Source organism: Shewanella litorisediminis (assembly GCF_016834455.1).
In the GTDB taxonomy this organism is placed as follows: Bacteria; Pseudomonadota; Gammaproteobacteria; order Enterobacterales; family Shewanellaceae; genus Shewanella; species Shewanella litorisediminis.
In genome coordinates, this window is the sequence record NZ_CP069213.1 from 3,099,506 (window position 1) to 3,119,443 (window position 19,938).

Genomic DNA, 19,938 nt, shown 5'->3' on the forward strand with positions numbered 1-19,938 from the left:
AGGCCCTTTTTCTTTGCTGTTTCGGTCGCTATCGTTGACCTACGCTTTTAATTTTCCTGCCACTATTTTACCGAGGCGATTTCTGCTTCGGTCAGATACCGCCACTCGCCGGGTAGAAGCTCGGGGTCAAGCTCTATGGCACCTACGGCCTCGCGATGCAGGCCAATCACCTTGTTGCCCACGGCGGCGAACATCCTTTTTACCTGATGGTACTTGCCCTCGGTGATGCTGAGCAGCGCCTCAGTATCACCAAGGATCTCCAGCCTGGCGGGCTTGGTCAGGCCATCCTCACCATTAAGCTGCAGGCCCTGTGCAAAGGTATCAATCAGATCGGCGGTGAGCGGGTCAGCCAATTTGACCCGGTAGCGCTTGGCGCAATCTCGCTTGGGCGAGGTGACCTTGTGGGACCAGTGGCCATCGTCTGTAATGAGCACAAGACCTGTGGTATCGGCATCGAGCCGCCCGGCAATATGCAACTTGTCCGGACGGGGGATATCCAGCAGTGAGATCACCGAGGGATAATATTCATCCTGGGTGGAACAAATGGTATCAACCGGCTTGTGCAGCATCAGATAGCGAACACCCACGAGCGCCAGCACCTCGCCCTGAAAACAAACACGGGCGCCCTGTGGCACCTTGAATGCCGGGTCTTTAATAACAACGCCATCGCAGCTGACATCGCCGCTATTGATGGCTTTTTTGGCGAGCCCACGGCTGAGCGCTGTGGTTTCGGCGAGGTATTTATCCAGTCTCACAATATTCGGTCCTACCCTGTCAATGCGCCGTCATTATGCCCGGCAGACTACAAAAGGCAATGCTGACAGATTTGCTTACAACCCGTGCAAAAGTTCTCCCGCCTTTCGCTTGTTTACATTCAATCAAAAGCTTTAACATAACGCACGACCACAAGCACAGTAACCGCCTGTTTACCGGATAAAATACCCTTTTTGTATTCACCGGAGGCGAAACAACCAAGGAAAATATAATGAGAAAAGTACTCATCGGGGGATTGTGTGCCTCGCTCATCATGGGTTTGACCGCCTGTAATCAGGAAAAAGCTGCCGAAACCAAGGCACCGGAAGTCGCCAAAACCGCAGCCGCTGAGGCCGTTGCCAAGGCATTGGGTTCAGGAATTGATTTTGCCAACTTCGACAAGAGTGTACGCCCACAGGACGACTTCTTCGATTATGTAAACGGCACCTGGTATAAAAACACCGAAATCCCCGGTGACCGCACCAGTACTGGCGCCTTTTACGATCTGCGTGAAAAGTCACGTGACGACGTCAAAGCCATCATCGATGAGGTTGCTGCGACGCCAAACCTGAAAGAAGGCACGGACGAGCAGAAAGTTGCCGACCAATATCGCGCCTTCATGGACGTAGAAACCCTCAATAAACTGGGTATTACGCCTATTCAGCCAGAGCTGGATGCCATAGCGGCCATCCAGACCAAAGATGACCTGGTAAAATTCTTTGCCCAAAGCCAAATCATCGGCGGTGGCACCCCTATGGCGTTCTACATCGATGTGGATGCCAAGGACTCCAGCCGTTACGCCACCCACCTGTGGCAATATGGCCTGAGCCTGCCTGAAAAAGACTACTACTTCAACGAAGAAGAACGCTTCGTCAATATCCGCGAAGCCTTCAAGGCTCACATCGAAAAGATGTACGAACTGGCCGGTCTCGCCGGTGGTAAAGCCGCAGCTGACACCGTACTCAAGCTCGAAACCGCCATCGCCAATGCCCACTGGAATGTGGTTGATGTTCGCGACAGCACCAAGACTTACAACAAGTTCCAGGTAAGCGAGCTGGCCACCCTGGCACCAGACATCAACTGGCAGCTGTACCTCGCGACACTGGGCGCAGACAAGCAGAACGATATCATCATTAACCAGCCAAGCTTTATAGAAGGCCTGAATGCGCTGGTGAAAAATGAAGATTTGGCGACCTGGAAAACCTACCTGCAGTGGCAAACTCTGACCCACGCCGCAGGTCAGCTGACCGAAGCCCTGGATCAGGAAAACTTCGAGTTTTTCTCAAAGACCCTGAACGGCCAGGCTGAGCAGCAGCCACGCTGGAAACGCGCTGTTGCCAGCGTGAACGGCATGCTGGGTGAAGTTGTTGGTAAAGTTTATGTAAAACATCACTTTACCCCCGAAGCCAAGGCTCGCATGCAGGACCTGGTAGAGAACCTGCGTGGCGCCTATGGCAAGAGCATCGATGAGCTGAGCTGGATGAGCCCGGACACCAAGGTGGCCGCCAAGGACAAACTGGCCAAGTTCAACCCCAAGATTGGTTACCCCAACAAGTGGGAAGACTACAGCAAGCTGACCATCAAGGCCGACGATCTGGTGGGCAACGCCAAGCGTGCCGCCGCCCTGCAACATGAGAAAGATCTGGCCAAGCTGGGCGCACCTATCGATCGCGACGAGTGGCACATGACCCCACAAACCGTGAACGCCTACTACAACCCCACCATGAACGAAATCGTGTTCCCTGCGGCCATTCTACAGCCGCCATTCTTCAACATGGAAGCCGACGACGCCGTAAACTACGGTGGTATCGGCGCCGTGATTGGCCACGAAATGGGTCACGGCTTTGACGATCAGGGTGCCAAGTTCGATGGCGAAGGCAACCTGCGTGACTGGTGGACCGAGCAGGATCTGAAAGAGTTCAGTGCCCGTGGTAACGCCTTGATTGAGCAATATAACGGTTATCAGGTGTTTGACGATTTGCACGTAAACGGCGAGCTGACCCTGGGCGAAAACATCGGTGACCTGTCCGGTGTGACCATAGCGTACAAGGCTTACAAGATGTCATTGCAGGGCAAAGAAGCACCTGTGATTGATGGCCTGACCGGCGATGAGCGTTTCTTTATCGGCTTTGCCCAAATCTGGCGTGCCAAGATGAAGGAAGAGGCACTGCGAAACCGCGTGGCCACCGACCCTCACTCACCAGCCAAGTTCCGCGCTCTGGGGGCTCTGTCCAACATGCCAGAGTTCTACAGCACTTTCGGCGTGAAGGAAGGTGATGCCATGTATCTGGCTCCCGAAAAGCGTGTGAAAATCTGGTAATAGCTGTAGACACCAGAGCTTTAGCACAGCTTCTGGTGCCTCGTCGCTTTCAAGCCCAAACACGAGGCGATGCCAGCTATTATTGCCTCCCCAAAGCGTGTGAAAATCTGGTAATCGGCATCCCATGCCAGCCACATATACATGGGCAAAAATGCGTTAAATCAAGGGTACCTTCGGGTGCCCTTTTTTTTGAACAGTCCCATGGTTATACTCGCTCGAGTATGCCAAGGAGCACATAAAATGCATGAACTCATTGAACAACTTCAAGAAATGAGTGAACGGGTTCCGGTTCCACTGGAACTCCCTTCATTTGACCAACTGCTGGACGTCGAAGAAGCGATACTCATCCCCTTACCGGCTGATTTAAAAGAATATCTGCTTCATGCCAGCGATGTGATTGTTGGCAGCCTGGAACCCGTGACTGTGGCCGACCCCCATAGCCATACGTATTTGTCTGAAGTCGCCGCCTACGCCTGGTCAATTGGCCTGCCACGGGAGATGATCCCCATCTGTCAGAACGGCGATAACTTTTACTGTATCGATCAGGAAGGTCAGGTACACTACTGGGCCTTTGGCGACTTCACCGAGGACCAGTGGGACTCCTTCTGGGAATGGACCGAAGACGTTTGGATGAACAGTTAATTACGGATACACACATGGCAAAAGAGATTGGCCTCAACGGCATCGAAATGCAGTACCTGAGGCTGTCACTGGGTCTCAATCCAGCGCAGGTTGGCACTGTCACAGGTCATAGCGAAGAAGACGTAATGGCCTGGGAAACCGGCACCACTGAAGCGCCGGGCCTGGCACAAAAAAAATTGCTCGATATCGACGAAGTGATTGAGATGCAGGTGCTCAATACCACAGATGGTATTGAGGCCATGTTCAAGAAAGAGCCCAAGCGCCGCCTTGCTTTTGTGGTATACCCTACCCAAGCTGTGTATGCCCAGTACAATCCTGAGTTTTTAAGCTCGCTTCCGTTGGCAGAACTCTACAATACCTCTGCATGGCGAATTAAAAAGGAATGTCAGCTGGTGCTGGAAGTGGAAGTCACTCTGGTGCCTTTGGATGTGGAAAGCTACAAGGCCTTCCGCGAGCAAAACGGCCTGGGTGAAAGCCGCGAAAGCCGCGCCAAATGGGCTGCGGCTCAGCTGAAATAGCGGCCTGAGCCAGATCCCCCGGAGCGCGATAACATCCGGCAATACGGCTCCCTAAACTGACCTGCCACTAAACAATGAACCATAAAAAACGGCATCCCATGGATGCCGTTTTTGTTGCTGAATCTCAGCTTATCAGAAGTTCACTGTCACCTTGGTGTACAGATAACGTCCCATCGGGTTATGCGTGGCCATGACGTAACCGTAGAGGTCGCCATCGCCATCACCAATGGCAAATGGAGGCTCTTCATCCAGCACGTTGTTCACACCCACAGTCCACTTAAAGGTTTCGCTGAAGCGATAAGAGGCTGACATGTCCACCAGCAACTGGGCATCCACTGTGCGGGTTTCGTTGTAATCGTCAAACTCACCGATATAAGTTAGGTTGAGGTTAGCAGCAAAGTCATCCATTACCCAGTTAGTGGTCGCCAACCAGCGGTGCTCTGGGTAACGATACTTGCCAGTCCAATCTACATCACCCTTTTCAAAGTCCATCAGGTAGCTGTACTCAAGACCAAACTTCACATCGCCGTAGCCATCCATACTCAGGGTGTAATGGCTGGAGAGATCCAAACCCTGTACTTCCTGAGAACTTAAGTTGACAAAGCTGGACAGGATCTTGTCGATTGTTCCCAAAGTGTCAGTGCCAACCGGAGCCAATCGCTGACAAATAGGACTGTTCTGAGAACCACAGTTGGCATCATATACATCCTGAGGTTCGAGCTTATCTATCTTGTTATCCTGAGTGATGTTGTACCAATCCAGGCTGATATCGAATGACTGGTTTGGCGCATAAATCATACCCAGGTTCCAACTCTCAGACTCCTCAGCTTCCAGCTCTTTGTTCCCTGAGAACAGGAAGTTTTGGTCCAAATTCTTGCACTCGGATGCGTCTAAACCATTGGCTTGGCAGAAGTAATAATCGTCCAGGAACAAACTTTCCTGTGATGGCCCCAAGCCAATCTGTGCCAGGGATGGCGCACGGAAGCCTGTTGCCCAGGAGCCACGGGCGGTGATTGCGTCTGTGATGCCCCACTGGAAAGCCACCTTGGGATTGGTGGTGGTTCCAAAATCGCTGTAATTGTCATAACGACCTGCCAGCTGCAGTTCAAAGTTATCAGTCAGCGGAATGGAAAATTCCAAATAGGCCGCCCACTGATCGCGTTCAGCGCTGGCAGAAACAGCCTCAGTACCAAAAATCAGCCCACGCTGGAACTGCTCGTCGGGTACGTCACTCACGTCTTCTTCACGATATTCAAGGCCTGCGGCCATCATCACATCACGATCGGCTAGGGTGAATGCCTGCCCGGTAATGCTGGCATTGTAAGCCGTCATATGAGAGACGCCCTGACGTACCAGACTGGTAGTGATAGCATCGATAACTTCGGGTGAGTTGACGGCCGCACCGAAAGGATTGTAACGGCCCGCGTCTATTTCACGCTGCAAGTAATCCACACGAACCCAGCCCTGAGAGCGGTCGCCAGTCTGAGTCTGCTCCTGACGTCCCTTTTGTGCAGCAACTTCCCAATCCCACTCGTTCAGAGTGCCACGCAGGCCTGCAACCAGTCTCATGCTGTCAGACTCGATGTCCCAACGACGAGCTCCCGCATCAACCGGACGATAGCGACCAATAAGGATGTCTTTACCCCATGGGTTATCGGGGTGAGTTCCGGGTACAGTCAAGCCTGCTGATTCGTCCAATGGCGTCGCAGCACCGCCAGCTTCTGACGTGTTGTGCTGCACAGCAAATTCCAGGAAGGCAGTCACGTCATTATCGAAGAAATATTCGAACTGTCCGATGGCCCCCACACGCTCAGCGGCAGGGATGGTCAGGTTATAAGGACCATAGTCAAATAAACAACTGCCACTGCCTGTGAGGCGATCGGCCGGACAATCGGGATCCGGAGTTTTCACGCCATCGACATAAAAGTAGCCAGGGTAACCACGGGAAGAGCGGTTGTCATCACCGCCATAGGGCTCCTGGTTAGCGGTACCGAAACGGCCCATTTCATCGGCGCTGAGAGAAGTATTTTTAAAGTAATCGAGGATGATAGAGGCATTGCCTTTTTCACCCTTGGTACCCCATACCAGACTGCCGGTTTGCTCTTCATAGCTCGGACCGGTCGCACCGCCATAGCCAAGATTGACTTCAATACCTTCGATGTCCTTCTTCAGAACAATGTTCACTACACCGGCAATGGCGTCTGAACCGTAAATAGCCGAAGCACCGTCTTTCAGAATATCGATGCGCTCAATGGCCGAAACCGGTATGTTGTTGATATCCACAAAGGAGTTGCTCACGCCTTCAGCAAAGGAGCTGATGGCTACGCGGCGACCGTTAATCAGTACCAGGGTCGCATCCGGGCCAAGGCCCCTGAGGCTGATAGAGGCAGAACCGTTGGCGGTAGAGTCCTGGCTGTTACCCCGGGTAGAGAAGGCACCGGCACCGTTGGCAGGCATTTTCTCGAGTAACTGTTGCAGGTTATCAAACCCCATGTTGGCAATATCTTCTTTGCCAATAGACTGAATCGGCGATGGGCCTTCGATGTCAGTTCGCTTGATACGGGAGCCTGTTACTTCCAGACGCTCAACTTTTGCACCATCTTCTGCCGAAGCAACAGAGGGCAGTGCCAAAGCAACCGCTAACGCACAACTGCTCAGAATCCATTTTTGAGCTTTCATAATCATTCCCCAGCTATTTGGATAGTTGTTATTTTTCGATAGCGACTGCAGACTGCCATCGATGGTGAGATCATCCACCAAGCTATCCAATTTGTTAACCAAGTCAACTGCATTGCAACACATTAAGAACAATTCATCACAACACACGCAACATTGATACGCACAAAGACCGAAGGATTTAATCGTTTTGAAGATTACTAAGGGATTATTTAAATTAGCTTTTTACCTTTCCAGTCTGTTGGTTTCTTCTGCTGCACAGGCAAAGGAACTGACAGAACTCAAGGCAGCACTGAACGCACAGATTTCAAACAGTTTTCAAGGCATCATCTGGGTACAACATCAGGATAGAAAGTTGTTCGTCAAAGCGGCGGGCGACGGTATCAAGGAAGATAGCCTGTTCATATTGGGCTCTGTTTCCAAGCCTGTTTTCAGCAGCTTTTACCTGAGCCGGCATCTGCAATCCTTGAATTCGCCGCTGACAGTCCAGCAAAAGCCCGCCTTCTACCCCGAAGGAAGACGCCTGACCCCAGCCATGCTGCTCAGCCACTCCTCGGGCATAAATCGAGGTTTTACCGGTATGAGTTCAGATGAGCCGGGGCATTTCGAATACAGCAACGGCAACTATCAGTTTTTGGCAAATGGCCTTAATCCCGGAAACAGCGCGGCCTGGTTATCCGACCTTAACCATTTTCTGAACACCAATGCGTTGGACATTAAAGCCACTGCAGGGCATACCCAGACACTGAGGCAAATATATCCCCGCCTGGTGCAGGGCTTCAACGAGCAGGCTAATCAGCGTGAGGTCGCCGAATTAGCGCTGACAACCGCCAGCGCGGCCTCAGGTACCCTGATAGGCTCAGCCAAAGGCGTAGCCGATTTTCAGCAGAAGCTCCACACTGGCCAATTGCTGCCTGATAGCGCCTATCAAGCCATGGTTACCCCCATGGCCAACAGGGACCATCGCTGGGGAACGCTTGAGTATGGTCTTGGGCTGCAAATCGCACAATCGCCACTGGAATACAGCCATAGCGGCTACCTGCCCGGCTTTATGAGTCTGATGCTCTATTACCCCGATACGCAGTTGCTGCTGGTGCTGCTGCAAAACATCTCTGGTGACCTCAATAATCCCGACGCGGTATTCGCATTTCATGACCAGGTTCGAACCCTGATGCGCAGTTTTGCCAGCCTGCCGCAGCCTGCAAACGCAGACAGCATTAGCCCAGAGGATGCCCCTTAGGTATAATCGCCCCAGCCCGGCAACTGCCCTTTAATGGATGCCCATGACAAACAACGATATTCTGCGCCGCCTGCGCTTTGCCCTGAATCTCAGTGACAGCAAGCTTGTCGCGCTCTTCGCCCTGGTCCACCAACCAATAACCGAAGAGGCCTTGCTCGCTATGCTGAAAAAGGACGATGAACCCGGCTTTCGTCCCTGCACCGATAAGGAACTCTGCCAGTTTCTTGATGGTTTGGTTATCGAGCGCCGCGGACTGAGACCCGGTGACGGCGTGCCTGCACCAACTCCATTGGATAATAATTTGATCTTCAAAAAGATCCGTATTGCGCTGGAGCTCAAGGAAGACGACATCTTAGCCATGTTGACCAAGGCCGGATTCGCCCTGTCCAAGTCGGAACTGGGTGCCATTTTCAGAAACCCGGATCACCGCCATTATCGTCCCTGTGGCAATCAGTTGTTGCGCAACTTTTTGAAGGGGCTCTCTATCAACCTCCGTGGTCGCTAAGCCGCCGGGTTGACCTCGGCTATTTTGTGCCAATGCCCAACAGGGCAAACTCCGAAAGCCATCGTCAATCGATGGCTTTTTTGTTTGAGTTAAACAGCGGGTAAACATCCAAAAGCGTCAAAGTGAATTAATTTAACTTTTTCAATACATTCACAATCGCGTTTAAAACATGCATTCATGAAAAAATGCGAAAAATCCCCTGTACTCAAAGCTACAAAGATCACATTTCGTGATAATCTTCTTGCTATTGACAGCACATTTCATGCCCAGAAAGCACACACCCAAAAAGCATACAAAAGGTAGCCCATGGACGATAACAAACGCCCGCTCTATTTACCGTTCGCCGGTCCAGCCATTCTTGAAGCGCCACTGATCAACAAAGGCAGCGCCTTTACCGAAGAAGAGCGGATATTCTTCAACCTTGAAGGCCTGTTACCTTACGCGATTGAAACCATCGAAGAGCAGGCATCCAGGGCCTACGATCAGTTCCGTAGTTTCAACAACGATCTGGATAAGCACATCTACCTGCGCAACATCCAGGACACCAACGAAACTCTGTTTTACCGCTTGGTGCAAAACAACATTGCCGAGATGATGCCTATCATCTACACCCCAACAGTGGGCCTGGCCTGTGAGCGTTTCTCCAAAAACTATCGGCGCAACCGTGGACTCTTTATCTCCTATCCCAACAAGGACAGGATTGACGATATCCTCAATAACTCCACCCGTCACAAGGTAAAAATTATCGTTGTGACCGACGGTGAGCGCATTCTGGGTCTGGGCGATCAGGGTATCGGCGGCATGGGGATACCCATCGGAAAGCTGTCACTCTACACGAGCTGCGGTGGTATCAGCCCGGCCTATACCCTGCCTATTACGCTGGATGTGGGTACTGACAATCCGCACCTGTTGGAAGACCCCATGTACATGGGCTGGCGTCACCCTCGCATCGGCGGAGAAGAATACAGCGAGTTTATCGAAGCCTTCATGGAAGCGGTACACCGCCGCTGGCCGGATGTACTCATACAATTTGAAGACTTTGCCCAGAAGAATGCCATGCCCATTCTGGAGCGTTATAAGGACAGATACTGCTGCTTTAACGATGACATTCAAGGCACGGCTGCAGTGACCGTGGGTTCATTGCTTGCCGCCTGTAAAGCCGCAAACACGCAACTCAGTGCCCAGCGCATCGCCTTCCTCGGTGCCGGCAGCGCTGGTTGTGGTATTGCTGAGGCCATAGTGGCGCAGATGGTCTCTGAAGGCATCAGTGATGAGCAGGCCCGTAGCCAGGTCTTTATGGTTGACCGCTGGGGACTGCTGCTGGACAACATGCCCAACCTGCTGCCATTCCAGCAAAAACTGGCACAGAAGATTGATAACATTAACCACTGGGATGACTTCAGCGACAATGTCTCGCTGCTGAACGTGGTGAACAATGCCAAGCCGACGGTACTGATTGGTGTATCCGGTGCTCCCGGCCTCTTTACCGAAGAGATCATCCGCGCCATGCACAGTCATTGCGCCCGTCCAATCGTATTCCCGCTGTCAAACCCCACCAGCCGGGTTGAAGCGACGCCAAAAGATATCCTGCACTGGACCAGCGGCCAGGCACTGGTCGCAACCGGAAGCCCGTTTGAACCTGTAGTGGTGGACGATGTGACCTACGACATCGCCCAGTGTAACAACAGTTACATCTTCCCCGGCATTGGTCTTGGGGTGCTCGCGTGCGGTGCCAATCGGGTTTCAGATGAAATGCTGATGGCCTCCAGCCGGGCGCTGGCGGAGTGTTCTCCATTGGCAAAAGACGGCGTTGGCCCCTTGCTGCCACCGCTGGAAGAAATTCACGATGTGAGCAAGCACATTGCCTTTGCCGTGGCCAAGGTGGCTATCGAACAGGGGCATGCACTTGACACCACAGATGAGCTGCTGCTGCAGTCCATCGAGGCCAACTTCTGGTACCCCGAGTACCGCCGTTACAAGCGCACTTCGTTCTAATAAAAAAGCCCGGCACAGCCGGGCTTTTTTTATGGGGTAAGCTTCATGGCTTATTCAGCCATCGACTCAAATCCCCATCACCTCACGCATGCTGTTATACATGCTTCTGTCGGTGCGGGCTTTTTTCAGCTTTTTCACGCTTTCCTTCAGCGCTTCCTCGGCAACACGCACATAGAGCCCACTGTATTCCTGCTCGGCAATGGCTTCATCTGTGTCCTGAAGCTCAGAGATATCTCGGGCAACTATGCTGAGCTGTATCCAGGCATTCGCCAAATAAAACCCGTGGAAGACACTGCGTTCAAACAAAGAGGTTGCACTGACAGGCAGCTTGTCCCAGGCACGGGCAAATTGCCCGTCTTTGTCAGCCAACAATTCGTCGCACAGGCTGTGATAAGCCGACAATAGCGACTCAGGCAACCTGTCGAGCGCAACAACGCGACCTGCAACCTTATCTGCCACCTGCTGCGCCAATGCCCGGTAATTTGCGTCAATCTCGCTCATAATAATACCTTGAATTCCTGTGAAACCTTCAGCATTGCCACCTCATTGGGTCGCGATTCAGTGCTGAAATTAAATAATGGAGACATAAATTGGCGTCTTATACACATTCTGCAACCCAATTGCAAAAGTGCATGGTGGGCTTTGGATTATCGGCCGGTTTTCCAGTATCAAATAAAGAAAAACTGGGAAACTCCATGACATACGGTTATGATTTGCGCAGAACAAAAAATAACAAATTGGCAACAGATTTAGATGAAACTTGATTTTCCAAAGTCCATTCTTTGGGCCAGTTTTTTGCTTATTCTCTGGCAGCCTGTGCATGCTGGGGACTTGTCGCTGGATGAAATAGACAAGCTGTTCAGCCAACTGGAAACAGATCCATCTCAATTTGAGTCAATTCCCGAGCAGGTTGAACTGCTGAAACAAAATATTGCCGCCGACGACATCCCCCGAACCCTGCGCCTGAAACGGGCACTCTGTTGGTCACCCGACCTGACCAAAGAAAATGCTCTGGATAAGGCTTTGAATTATGCCAATGAACAGCTTGCGCTGCCCATGGTTCAGGCTGATATCCCCAGCCAAGCCGATTTGACACTCTGCCGTGGCTGGCTATTGCAGGAAAAAGGCGTCATGGCCGACGCCATGAGTGATTACAACCGCTCGGTTGCCCTCGCCTATCAATCGGAAGAACCCCGTCTCATAGCCGATAGCCGCAGCCTCAGGGGCGCCCTGCTTTCTTATCAGGGTAACTTTGCCGATGCACTGGAAGATCTCATCACCTCCCAACATCTTTACGAAAGCCTGAATCAAACCTACTGGGCCAGATACAACCTCCTTGAGCTTGCTACCAGTTATCGCCGTTTCGGCGACCCGGCCACGGCTATTCGTTACTACGAAGATCTCCTGCAAAAGTACACAGAGATAAAAGACAGCTTTGCCATTGTGGGGGTAAAGGCCGAAATGGCCATGGCATATGAAACCCTGGAAGAATATGACAAGGCACTCATCTACTATCGTGAGGTACTGGCAAGCTGGGAAGCGCAAAAAGATCCCGTCAACATTGCCGCCACCCGGGTAAACATGAGCGGTACCCTCATTAAGCTTGGCAGGTTGAAAGAGGCAAAGGCCGAGTTAGAGCTGGCCTTTGCGGATGTAAAACCAGAGCATGTGGGCTTCTATGCCTTCAAGCACTTGTTTATGGCTCAAATTTTGCTCGCGGAGGGTAAACCCATGGATGCTTTGCCGCTGCTGCAAATTGGCGAAGAGAGTTTCCGCAATGTGGAAAACAGCCGTGGATTAGCCGAACTCTATGCCACCAAAAGCCAGGCCTATGCCGCCCTCGAAGACTGGGCCAACGCATTTTATAGCCTTGAGATACAGAACTCGCTCCATACTCAACTGGACAGTCAGCTGCAATCTCAGCGCACCACAGAGATGCGCACCCGATTCGATACCGACAGAATAGAAAATGAAAACCGCCAGCTGATTGCATATCAGCGGTTGCGGGAAAAAGAGATGGCCATATTGCAGGAAAATAAATTGCTGCAATTCACCATTATTATCATGGGCATTATTATCCTCAGCATAGTGTCTATTTTTGCCTATAAGCAGGCACAGCGCTCAAAGCTGATGGAACGGCTGGCCCTTACTGATCACCTGACGCAACTGGCCAATCGCCGACATACCTACCATGAAGGCGAGGCTATGTTCCGAAGCGCCAGGCCAGGCAGTCCACTCTCGGTTATCCTGTTTGATGCCGACCATTTCAAAAAAATCAATGACCATTTCGGCCATGATGTTGGTGATAAGGTACTGATAGCCATGGCTCAAAGCAGCGTTGGGCAAATGCGTAAAGGCGATTTGGTCGGCCGTATCGGGGGGGAAGAATTTCTGGCGCTGCTGCCACACACTACCCTGGAGCAGGCCGTGGAAATTGCCGAACGCCTGCGGTTAACCATAGAAACCACGGATTTGTCAGAGGTTGCTCCCGGCCTTGGTATGAGCATCAGTGCCGGTGTTGCCACTTTGGACAGCAGTCGGGATAAAAACTTTTCCAGTTTCCTTAACCGGGCCGATCATGCGCTGTACCGCGCAAAACACAATGGCCGTAACCGGGTAGAGAAAGAGGATTAATCTTCCGGCGTCAAATGCCAGAGAATGTGGCTCTGAGTATTTTCTACCGGCATGTTGAACCACCGCTCATAGAGCTCGGCAAAACCGCCCTCTTCCTGAAAGTCAGCGAGCGCCTGATGCCATTGCTGCACCGTCAATGCAGGTGTGCCACGCGAAAACGCAAGATAAAGCTCCACCCTCTCCAATTCAAACAACGGGGTAATCGCAAACTCTGTTGTACCGGCCTGACTCAGCAACATACTGACGGCCAAATCCGCCTGACACCAGTAGCGAACTCTTCCTGCCAGCAGTTGCCTCAGGGACTGCAACGGGTAGCTGGATACTTCAACGTTTTTTACCCCGCTTTTTTTGAGGATCCGTTCAGAAGGCGAACCCCGATATACCCCCAAACTGCCATACTCAGCAGCCGCATCCAGGCTTGTGGGTATGTCGGTATCTGTCGCCAGCTTGTACACCTTAATCCTCGCGGTCGCGATAGGCCCCACAAAATCAAACTGACTGCGCCTCGAATCTCTGAGCGCTGTGGAAAACAGTAATATATTGGGGAGCTGAGACGCCACACTGTAGGCCCTGGCCCAGGGCAATACCTCTATGTTGGCCCCTTCATTCAGCCGGGCCTTTAAATGCTCAACCAACTCCACCGCATAACCCGTGGCCTTCTCACCTTCAAGGTAACTCAGTGGTGGCAAGGGTTCCGTCAACAGGCGCAGCCTTATCGGAGCAGTGGGGTCTGCCGCTTCTCCTTTTGCCATCAACGAAAAACACAGCAGGGCAGTAAGCAGCAAATAGCATGTATAGCCCAATCGATGCATTCCTTAACCTCAACGCCAGCCGGTTTAACTCCAGCATAGCGGCCAAAACGCAGACAGACCAGCAAAGCTTTGCCTGACGCTGACGGCAAAAACTGCTACTATCCGCCCGAGATTGACTATCTGCTTAAGCCAATGACTTCAACCCCCTCTCACGCCCAACTCAGCGACCTTGCCCGGCTAATCAAAGACTGGGGCAAAGCACTCGGCTTTTCGGGGCTGGGGATCACGGACACTGATTTATCGGCCGAAGAGCCCCGATTCCTTGACTGGCTGGCCAAGGGGTATCACGGTGAGATGGCCTATATGGAAAGCCACGGCCTGATGCGTACCCGAGCGCAGGAGCTGCACCCCGGCACCATCAGGGTTATCGCAGCGCGCATGGATTACCTACCCGAGAACGCCGGATTTGCCGCAAACCTGCGCGATCCCAATCTTGGCTATATTTCCCGCTACGCCGGTGGCCGCGACTATCACAAGCTCATACGCAACCGATTGAAAAAGCTCGGCGAGCAAATCGATGCCTGGCTTGACGAACGTGGCTTTGCGTCGTCAAACTTTCGCCCTTTTGTCGACTCTGCCCCCATTCTTGAGCGGCCGCTGGCTGAAAAAGCAGGCCTTGGCTGGACCGGCAAGCACTCGCTTATTCTTAATCATCAGGCTGGCAGCTGGTTCTTTTTGGGAGAACTGCTGGTTAACCTGCCGCTGCCCATAGACATTCCCATCGCCAACGATTGTGGCACCTGCGTGGCGTGCATCAAAAGCTGCCCAACCGATGCCATAGTCGCGCCCTATGTAGTCGATGGCAAACGCTGTATTTCCTATCTCACCATCGAGCTTCAGGGCGCTATCCCGGAAGAATTCCGCCCATTGATGGGTAATCGCATCTATGGCTGCGATGATTGTCAGCTGGCCTGCCCGGTCAACAGTGGCTCGCCGCTTTCCAGCGAAGCCGACTTTCAAACCCGGCAGCCACTCAAGTTGCCGTCGCTGCTTACGCTGTTTGCCTGGGATGAGCAAAGCTTTTTACGCCAAACCGAAGGCAGTGCCATTCGCCGTATTGGCCATAAAAGGTGGCTGAGAAACATCGCTGTGGCGCTGGGGAATGCCCCGGCAAGCCCCGATATCCTGAACGCCTTACACGCGCGCCTCAGGGATGAAGACGTGGATGAGATGGTAGCCGAACATATACATTGGGCCATCAAGCGTCAGCAAAGTGGCCTGACTGAAGAGAGCCGCAAGACGGCGCGCTTGGTGCGCGCCATCGAAAAAGGCATGCCCCGGGACGCCTAAGGCGTGTCCAGCGTAAACCCGATTTTCACTGTCACCTGCCAATGGGCTATCACACCTGCCTCAAGGTGACCGCGGGTTTCAACAACCTCGAACCAACGCAAATGATGCAGTGACTGCGCCGCCGCAGACACCGCATTACGAATCGCGTCATCGCTGCTGAGGGTAGAGGAACCTGTGACTTCAATTATCTTGTAGACATGATTCATGGCAAGCCTCCTTAAGGCGAGGGTGCCGCATTAAGCTGCAACCCCGATGATGTTCCCTCAGTATAGTCCCTGATTTCACGGGTAAGGATTCATCCAAGGCGTCGACGCAGCTCGCGGGAGGCATCCACCATGTTACGAAGTGCTGGCTCCACCTCATCCCAGGTGCGCGTCTTGAGGCCGCAGTCCGGGTTTACCCAAAGCTGCTTGAGCGGAATCCGCTTGGCCGCCCTTTCCATCAGCGCCACCATGGCCTCCACGTCCGGCGTGTTGGGCGAGTGGATATCGTACACGCCCGGGCCAATCTCGGCCGGATACTCAAAGTCTTCGAAGGCCCGCAGCAGCTCCATGGCCGAGCGGCTGGTCTCGATGGTGATCACATCGGCATCCATGGCGGCAATGGCAGCTATGGTGTCGTTAAACTCGCTGTAGCACATGTGGGTGTGAATTTGGGTGTCATCCCGCACGCAGGCAGCGCTGAGCTTAAAGGAGTCCACCGCCCAGTCGAGATACGTCTGCCAGTCGCCGCGGCGCAGCGGCAGCCCTTCCCGGAAGGCCGGCTCATCAATCTGGATAATGGCGATGCCCGCCCGCTCCAGATCCGCCACTTCATCGCGAATAGCCAGCGCAATCTCCTTGCAGATGGTTTCGCGGCTGATATCTTCCCGGGCGAAAGACCAGTGCAGAATGGTCACAGGCCCGGTCAGCATGCCTTTCACCGGCTTATCCGTAAGGCTCTGGGCGTACTCAGCCCAGTCCAGCGTCATAGGTTTTGGACGCGACACATCACCGTAAATCAGAGGCGGTTTCACGCAGCGGCTGCCATAACTCTGCACCCAACCATTTTTGGTAAAGCCAACGCCGTCGAGCTGCTCCCCAAAATACTCCACCATGTCGTTACGCTCGGCTTCACCGTGGACCAGCACATCGATACCAAGCTTTAATTGGCGGTCGATGGTATCGCGGCACACCTGCTTAAGCTGGTTGTCGTACTCGAGGGCGCTGATTTCACCTTTACGGGCACGGCTTCTCAGGGCGCGGATAGCTGGCGTCTGGGGAAAGGAGCCTATGGTGGTGGTAGGCAAGAGTGGCAATTTAAGCCGCTGTTGCTGCTGTTGCTGACGAACCGGAAACGCACTTTGACGCTCATAATCCGCGCAGGAAAGCGCAGCAAGGCGCGCAGCAACGGCGGCATCGGCGGCCTGGGCACGTTCGGCGCGGCGGGCCACGCACTCGGTGGCAATAGCGGCAGCCTCAGCGCCGTTGGGCACAGTGAGCAGGGTATTGAGGCTTCTCAGTTCCAGCAGCTTTTGTTTGGCAAAGGCAAGCTGGCGCTTGAGTTCAGGCTTAAGGGCCGTTTCGACATCAAGGTCCACCGGTGTGTGCAGCAGCGAGCAGGAGGTCGCCAGCCACAGGCGTTCACCAAGGTCTCTTGCCACCGGGGCAATGCGCTCAGCAATCAAATCCAGATCTGCGGCCCACACGTTACGGCCGTTGACGAGGCCCAGGCTCAGCACCTGCTGCTGTCCAAGCCTGGGCAGAAATACGTCTAGCTGCTCGGGGGCCGACACCAGGTCCAGGTGCAAGCCGGCCACCGGCAGCGCCTGAATAATCCCGGCATGGTGGGCTACTGAGCCATAGTAGCTGGTCAGCATCAGCTTAACCGACACGCAGGTAAAGGCCTGATATGCGGTTGAAAACGCCGCCAGCCAGTCTGCGTCAAGATCGAGTGCCAACACGGGCTCTTCAATCTGTATCCAGGTCACGCCCTGGGCGGCAAAGCGAGCAAGCAGCTCAACATAAGCCCCCAGCAGCTGGGGCAGCAGGCTTAACTTATCAAACTCACTGCCGTAGGCCTTAGACAAATACAGGAAAGACACGGGCCCGAGAATGCAGGGTTTGGGATCGTAGCCCAGTGCTTTTACTTCTTCGACTTCATCAAACAGCTGGGTCCAGGCAATGGAGAAGGCTTGGTTGGCGTGAAGCTCTGGCACTATGTAGTGATAGTTGGTGTTGAAATACTTGGTCATTTCCGCTGCGGCGGCCGCTTTACCACTTGGCGCACGGCCTCGGGCAACCCTGAACAGGGTATCCAAATCAACCTTGTCACCATCGCGATGGCGAACAGGAATGGCATTCAGGGTCGCCGCCAGGGTCAGCACCTGATCGTAATAAGCAAAGTCCCCCACGGGCAAACGTTCAACGCCAGCGTCGGCCTGCCACTGCCAATGGGTCTGACGCAATGCCTTGGCCTGCGCGAGCAGCTCATGCTGGGACAACTCTCCACGCCAGTATTGTTCGAGGGCGAATTTCAGCTCACGGCGACGGCCTATTCGTGGGAAGCCAAGACTATTTAATTGCATATTGTATACCTTGTTGGTTTAATATGAGCACATTTCAAAGAGGAACACCTGTTAAACAATTTTTAATAGGCGTCTGGACGTCTAGAAGTTTATTGTGGTAGTCTTCTGGCAAGCAAACGAATTGCGTTCACGGGCAACATGAACAAACTTCATGTGGAGTAGAGATGATAGAGCTAAGACACCTTCGAACCCTGATGGCACTGAAAGAGAGTGGCAGCCTTGCGGCCGCGGCCAAAAAGCGTTTTGTGACCCAGTCAGCCCTGTCTCATCAGATTAAAGAGCTGGAAACCCGCATCAACTCCCCTGTGTTCGTGAGAAAAAGTAAGCCCCTGTCTTTTACTCAGGAAGGCGCCAAACTGCTGAATCTGGCAGAAGAAATTCTGCCTCGGGTGATGGAAACCGAGTTTGTATTGAAGAAAGGCCTGGAAACCGATGCCCATTTGCTCAAGGTCGGCATCGAGTGTCACAGCTGTTTTCGTTGGCTGATGCCGGTGATGGAAGCCTTCAGGACTGAATATCCGAATGCGGATTTGGACTTGTCCAGCCGTCACCTGTTCGACTCACTCAATGCGCTGGAGTCCGGTGAGCTGGACATAGTACTGACATCCGATCCCGTACCCGGGCATCAACTGGCCTATCAGCATCTGTTTGATTTTGAGGTGCGCCTGGTGGTTGCCAAAGAGCACCCGCTGGCGAGCAAGAGCCAGGTACTGCCGAAAGATCTGGAAGGCTTGCCCATCATCAGCTACCCGGTGCCACTGGAACGTCTGGACCTGTTCCGACTGTTTCTGGAGCCTGCCGGCGTGGTGCCCGGAGTACAGAAGAGCTGCGATCTGACCTCGGTACTGTTTCAGCGCATCGCCTGCCAGGATGGCATTGCCGCCCTGCCCAGCTGGTCCATCAGTGAAGCACAGGGTCTGAGCCTGAGCAGTTTGCGTCTCGGAGCCGAAGGGCTGAAGCGCCCCTTGTTTGGTGCCTATCGCCGTGGCAGTGCCAACTCCCGCCAAATACAACGCTATCTCGAACTGGTGGCAGCAGAAGGCTTGGCCCGCCAGTCACAGTAAGTTCGTCTGTTAAACCGCCCACACCCGAAATTATTCATATAAAAAACGCCTGCAATTGCAGGCGTTTTTATATGTTGTTCTGTGAACTCATAGGGGATTAAGCAGCAAACCGCGCATCGACAATACCCTGCGCAACACCAAGCCGGCTGAGTTGGGGTTGCGGGTCTGGCGCAGGTTGTGGGCAATCATAAACTCTTCTTTGAGTTCTTCATCGAGCCCAAGTGAGTCAAAGGCTTCCAGTGTCAGGGTTTGCTGCTGGGTATCTATGATTTGCTTGATAATGCCCAAGGGGAATGACTCTTCCGATTCGGCATTGAGATACGCAAAGGCTGTCAGAGCAATCATCTGTCCGAACACGCTGAAGAGTGCCAGGGTTTGTACTTCGTCCGGGTCAATATTGTTGCTTACCAGATCTTTAAGGCTGTCCACCGCAGATGCGGCAATGCTTTCGGTCAGGCGCCAGTATCCCAGTACCAGCTTCTTATAAGGCTGCGGCAGCTCATCGAGGCGCTCTTTCAAATAAAAGCTGAACGCGTAGCGATAAATGTTCACCTGCCCCAAACGGATAAGCGCATCCTTCAAGCTGCGGTTTTTAGTGTTATTGGCGGTTCCGCCCACGTGAGCCGTGGTGCTTCGCCACAATAAATGCGCCGCAAGCGCCGGATCGCTGGAGACAATATCCACCACATTACGCACATCGCCGTCGGCAAGGATGGCCTTTTTCAGTGGAATAAGGATCCCCCTGCGGCCTAATACCTGCTCTTCATTGGCGATGATCGCCCTGATTTGAGAAAAAACCTGATGCTCAAGCTCAGTCATGAAACTAACCTATTTTTGTCCGGGCAATCAAAAAGGGACTCAAGTTTGGCCTTAGCAATAAACCCGCCCTGGCTGTTATTACCGGGGAATTTACCCATAAAATC

16 protein-coding genes are annotated in these 19,938 nt (G+C 53.1%); 9 read left to right on the plus strand and 7 right to left on the minus strand.

Annotated elements, in window-relative coordinates:
• Nucleotides 1-62: 62 nt before the first annotated feature.
• A complete protein-coding gene (gene rsuA / locus JQC75_RS13635; RefSeq protein WP_203324597.1) occupies nt 63-755 on the minus strand; it encodes a 16S rRNA pseudouridine(516) synthase RsuA in 693 nt (230 codons plus the stop codon).
• Nucleotides 756-985: 230 nt separating this feature from the next.
• On the opposite strand from rsuA, the gene JQC75_RS13640 reads away from it, so the two are divergent.
• The 3 genes from JQC75_RS13640 to JQC75_RS13650 all read left to right on the plus strand — a co-directional run bounded on the left by JQC75_RS13640 (nt 986) and on the right by JQC75_RS13650 (nt 4,233).
• Nucleotides 986-3,073 (plus strand): M13 family metallopeptidase, encoded by a 2,088-nt coding sequence (locus JQC75_RS13640; protein ID WP_203324598.1) that lies wholly within the window; start codon nt 986-988, stop codon nt 3,071-3,073.
• A gap of 240 nt (nt 3,074-3,313) precedes the next feature.
• Complete coding sequence (locus tag JQC75_RS13645) at nt 3,314-3,715, plus strand: SMI1/KNR4 family protein (protein WP_203324599.1); 402 nt, start codon at nt 3,314-3,316, stop codon at nt 3,713-3,715.
• A 14-nt stretch (nt 3,716-3,729) separates the two neighbouring features.
• The gene (locus JQC75_RS13650) at nt 3,730-4,233 is read left to right on the plus strand and encodes a DUF4447 family protein (RefSeq protein ID WP_203324600.1); all 504 of its coding nucleotides are present in this window, start codon (nt 3,730-3,732) and stop codon (nt 4,231-4,233) included.
• A gap of 132 nt (nt 4,234-4,365) precedes the next feature.
• Here JQC75_RS13650 and JQC75_RS13655 read toward each other — a convergent pair whose 3' ends face one another.
• The gene (locus tag JQC75_RS13655) at nt 4,366-6,912 is read right to left on the minus strand and encodes a TonB-dependent receptor plug domain-containing protein (protein WP_203324601.1); all 2,547 of its coding nucleotides are present in this window, start codon (nt 6,910-6,912) and stop codon (nt 4,366-4,368) included.
• 187 nt (nt 6,913-7,099) lie between these two features.
• On the opposite strand from JQC75_RS13655, the gene JQC75_RS13660 reads away from it, so the two are divergent.
• The 3 genes from JQC75_RS13660 (at nt 7,100) to JQC75_RS13670 (ending at nt 10,649) form a co-directional block, all read left to right on the plus strand.
• Nucleotides 7,100-8,149: a serine hydrolase domain-containing protein gene (locus JQC75_RS13660; RefSeq protein ID WP_203324602.1), complete on the plus strand. Its 1,050-nt coding sequence runs from the start codon at nt 7,100-7,102 to the stop codon at nt 8,147-8,149.
• Between the two features lie 37 nt (nt 8,150-8,186).
• On the plus strand, nt 8,187-8,654 hold the full coding sequence (locus tag JQC75_RS13665; RefSeq protein ID WP_203324603.1) for a YehS family protein: 468 nt from the start codon (nt 8,187-8,189) through the stop codon (nt 8,652-8,654).
• 306 nt (nt 8,655-8,960) lie between these two features.
• A complete protein-coding gene (locus tag JQC75_RS13670) occupies nt 8,961-10,649 on the plus strand; it encodes an NAD-dependent malic enzyme (RefSeq protein ID WP_203324604.1) in 1,689 nt (562 codons plus the stop codon).
• Nucleotides 10,650-10,715: 66 nt separating this feature from the next.
• Here the strand turns inward: JQC75_RS13670 and JQC75_RS13675 are convergent, their stop codons facing one another.
• Nucleotides 10,716-11,150 carry a DUF3069 domain-containing protein gene (locus tag JQC75_RS13675; RefSeq protein ID WP_203324605.1) on the minus strand — a complete coding sequence of 145 codons (435 nt, stop codon included), beginning with the start codon at nt 11,148-11,150 and terminating at the stop codon, nt 10,716-10,718.
• A gap of 252 nt (nt 11,151-11,402) precedes the next feature.
• Between JQC75_RS13675 and JQC75_RS13680 the strand changes: the two genes are divergently transcribed.
• Nucleotides 11,403-13,283, plus strand: a complete 1,881-nt coding sequence (locus tag JQC75_RS13680) for a GGDEF domain-containing protein (RefSeq protein ID WP_203324606.1) — start codon at nt 11,403-11,405, stop codon at nt 13,281-13,283.
• Here the strand turns inward: JQC75_RS13680 and JQC75_RS13685 are convergent.
• The gene (locus tag JQC75_RS13685; protein WP_203324607.1) at nt 13,280-14,086 is read right to left on the minus strand and encodes a substrate-binding periplasmic protein; all 807 of its coding nucleotides are present in this window, start codon (nt 14,084-14,086) and stop codon (nt 13,280-13,282) included. The two genes, JQC75_RS13680 and JQC75_RS13685, sit on opposite strands and share 4 nt — an antisense overlap.
• Nucleotides 14,087-14,227: 141 nt before the next feature.
• On the opposite strand from JQC75_RS13685, the gene queG reads away from it, so the two are divergent.
• Nucleotides 14,228-15,385: a tRNA epoxyqueuosine(34) reductase QueG gene (gene queG / locus JQC75_RS13690; protein WP_203327228.1), complete on the plus strand. Its 1,158-nt coding sequence runs from the start codon at nt 14,228-14,230 to the stop codon at nt 15,383-15,385.
• Here queG and JQC75_RS13695 read toward each other — a convergent pair.
• Together JQC75_RS13695 and metE are read right to left on the minus strand one after the other, a co-directional pair.
• The gene (locus tag JQC75_RS13695; protein ID WP_203324608.1) at nt 15,382-15,591 is read right to left on the minus strand and encodes a dodecin; all 210 of its coding nucleotides are present in this window, start codon (nt 15,589-15,591) and stop codon (nt 15,382-15,384) included. The two genes, queG and JQC75_RS13695, sit on opposite strands and share 4 nt — an antisense overlap.
• An 89-nt stretch (nt 15,592-15,680) precedes the next feature.
• Complete coding sequence (gene metE, locus JQC75_RS13700) at nt 15,681-17,951, minus strand: 5-methyltetrahydropteroyltriglutamate--homocysteine S-methyltransferase (RefSeq protein ID WP_203324609.1); 2,271 nt, start codon at nt 17,949-17,951, stop codon at nt 15,681-15,683.
• A gap of 164 nt (nt 17,952-18,115) precedes the next feature.
• Between metE and JQC75_RS13705 the strand changes: the two genes are divergently transcribed.
• On the plus strand, nt 18,116-19,015 hold the full coding sequence (locus JQC75_RS13705) for a LysR family transcriptional regulator (RefSeq protein ID WP_203324610.1): 900 nt from the start codon (nt 18,116-18,118) through the stop codon (nt 19,013-19,015).
• Between the two features lie 87 nt (nt 19,016-19,102).
• Here the strand turns inward: JQC75_RS13705 and JQC75_RS13710 are convergent, their stop codons facing one another.
• Nucleotides 19,103-19,834 (minus strand): HDOD domain-containing protein, encoded by a 732-nt coding sequence (locus JQC75_RS13710; RefSeq protein ID WP_203324611.1) that lies wholly within the window; start codon nt 19,832-19,834, stop codon nt 19,103-19,105.
• Nucleotides 19,835-19,938 lie beyond the last annotated feature (104 nt).

Coding starts and splice junctions, on each gene's coding strand:
- JQC75_RS13640 (WP_203324598.1), top strand. CDS start 986: ATGAGAAAAGTACTCATCGGGGGATTGTGTGCCTCGCTCATCATGGGT.
- JQC75_RS13645 (WP_203324599.1), top strand. CDS start 3,314: ATGCATGAACTCATTGAACAACTTCAAGAAATGAGTGAACGGGTTCCG.
- JQC75_RS13650 (WP_203324600.1), top strand. CDS start 3,730: ATGGCAAAAGAGATTGGCCTCAACGGCATCGAAATGCAGTACCTGAGG.
- JQC75_RS13655 (WP_203324601.1), bottom strand. CDS start 6,912: ATGAAAGCTCAAAAATGGATTCTGAGCAGTTGTGCGTTAGCGGTTGCT.
- JQC75_RS13665 (WP_203324603.1), top strand. CDS start 8,187: ATGCCCATGACAAACAACGATATTCTGCGCCGCCTGCGCTTTGCCCTG.
- JQC75_RS13670 (WP_203324604.1), top strand. CDS start 8,961: ATGGACGATAACAAACGCCCGCTCTATTTACCGTTCGCCGGTCCAGCC.
- JQC75_RS13675 (WP_203324605.1), bottom strand. CDS start 11,150: ATGAGCGAGATTGACGCAAATTACCGGGCATTGGCGCAGCAGGTGGCA.
- JQC75_RS13680 (WP_203324606.1), top strand. CDS start 11,403: ATGAAACTTGATTTTCCAAAGTCCATTCTTTGGGCCAGTTTTTTGCTT.
- queG (WP_203327228.1), top strand. CDS start 14,228: ATGACTTCAACCCCCTCTCACGCCCAACTCAGCGACCTTGCCCGGCTA.
- JQC75_RS13695 (WP_203324608.1), bottom strand. CDS start 15,591: ATGAATCATGTCTACAAGATAATTGAAGTCACAGGTTCCTCTACCCTC.
- metE (WP_203324609.1), bottom strand. CDS start 17,951: ATGCAATTAAATAGTCTTGGCTTCCCACGAATAGGCCGTCGCCGTGAG.
- JQC75_RS13705 (WP_203324610.1), top strand. CDS start 18,116: ATGATAGAGCTAAGACACCTTCGAACCCTGATGGCACTGAAAGAGAGT.
- JQC75_RS13710 (WP_203324611.1), bottom strand. CDS start 19,834: ATGACTGAGCTTGAGCATCAGGTTTTTTCTCAAATCAGGGCGATCATC.